Annotated in this window: 2 protein-coding genes; both read right to left on the bottom strand. The window is 69.0% G+C overall.

Annotated features, from left to right (window positions below; translation table 11 throughout):
* Positions 1 to 165 precede the first annotated feature (165 nt).
* The gene (gene ubiU / locus AC1RJ9_RS28305; protein ID WP_492842009.1) at positions 166 to 1,158 is read right to left on the bottom strand and encodes a ubiquinone anaerobic biosynthesis protein UbiU; all 993 of its coding nucleotides are present in this window, start codon (positions 1,156 to 1,158) and stop codon (positions 166 to 168) included.
* Positions 1,158 to 1,610, bottom strand: a 453-nt coding sequence (gene ubiT, locus AC1RJ9_RS28310; protein ID WP_492842007.1) for a ubiquinone anaerobic biosynthesis accessory factor UbiT, incomplete at its 5' end; no start/stop codon positions are given. The genes ubiT and ubiU, both read right to left, overlap by 1 nt.

The raw sequence follows: 1,610 nt of genomic DNA on the forward strand, positions 1-1,610 counted from the left end.
CCAAGGTGTCGGCCAGGAGGGGCCCGCGTTTACCGCACACCACCTCGCCCAGATAGACGCGATCGATCGCGGGATCGGCGGCGACCTGGTCATAGAAGGCCGCGGCGCGGGACGGCGACCAGTTGAACAGCAACGGTCCCAGGGCCAGCTCCATGCGCTGTGCTTTCATCGCCAGGACTTTCGGTAGGCCCCGGCGGTCTCGCGGCCGCCTTCAGCAAGGTTCGACAGCAGAGCTTCATAGGAGGCGGTCGTTTCGCCGCGATCGAGTGCGTCCAGCGCGCCGCGAAAGGCCGCCGCCACCCGCGCGACATAGGCCTTGCCACGTTGGCGGCCTTCGACCTTCACGGCGGTGACGCCAGCCTTGGCCAGATCGGCCAGAAGGCTCATGGCGTTGAGGCTGACGGGCTCCTCGAACAGATAGGACGCCTGGCCGCCGGCCGTGAAGCGGCCCTTGCACAGCGTCGGATAGCCGGCGGTCTCGCCCGCTGCGAAGCGGTCGAGTGTGAAACCCGCCAGGCGCGAGGTGAGCTGACCCTGCTGGTCCTCGAACGACACCGCTTCGGGCGGCGAGCAGACGCCCGAGAGATTGGGCGAGCGACCGGTGGCGTAGGACGACATGGCGCAGCGGCCTTCGGCCATCACACAAAGGCCGCCGAACACGAAGGCCTCGGTCTCGACACTGATCGAGCGATTGAGCGCGGCGATCTCGGGGGCCGACAGCACCCGCGGCAACACCACACGCCGCACGCCATAGGTCTTGGCGTAGTAGTCGATGGCGTCAGCCGAACCGGCCGCCGCCTGCACCGAAAGATGCAACCTCATTTGCGGGTGGGCGTCGCGCGCATAGGCTAAGACCCCCAGGTCGGCGACGATGATGGCGTCGACGCCCGTTCGAGCCGCCGCATCGACCGAAGCGCGCCAAGTTGCCACCGCCCCCACCCTGGCGAAGGTGTTGATCGCCACCAGCACCTTGGCGCCCCGCTCATGGGCCCAGTCGGCGGCGACCTGCAATTCCGCGGGCGAGAAGTTCAGGCCAGGAAAGTTGCGGGCGTTGGTTTCGTCACGCAGGCCGCAATAGACGCTGTCGGCGCCGGCCTCGATGGCGGCGCGCAGCATGGCCGGCGATCCGGCCGGGCAGACGAGCTCGATGCGCGACATCAGAGGTCGGCTCCGCCGCGTGGGGCCAAGCGCCTAAGCCAAAAGGCCAGGCCAGCATTGGCCATGGCGCCGGCCGGCGCAGCCAGGCCCAGCAAATCAGCCACCGTCAACTCCGCCGCCTCGAGCGCGTTGTGCAGGGCCATGACCGCCCCGATGTCGCCCTCGACCTTGATGCTGCGCGAAAAGAACGCCGCGTCGGCGTCGACCGAGCCGTCGAACAGGCCCAGCAGCGCGCTCAGGCGGCCGCCTACCCGCGCGGTGGCCGCCATCGGCGCCGTGGCCCGCGCGACGCGCACCGAGCCCGACTCGCCTCGCGGCGACAGTTGAAAGACCACAGGCCAGTCTTCGGGCGCGAGAATGAACCGCGCCTCTTGATAGGCGCCCAGGCGCTCGAAGATCTCTGGCCGCCGCCGCGCCACCTGTCGCAAACCACCGGTCAAGACCTGTTCGAC

The organism is Caulobacter sp. GW822-FHT07D08 (assembly GCF_058798735.1).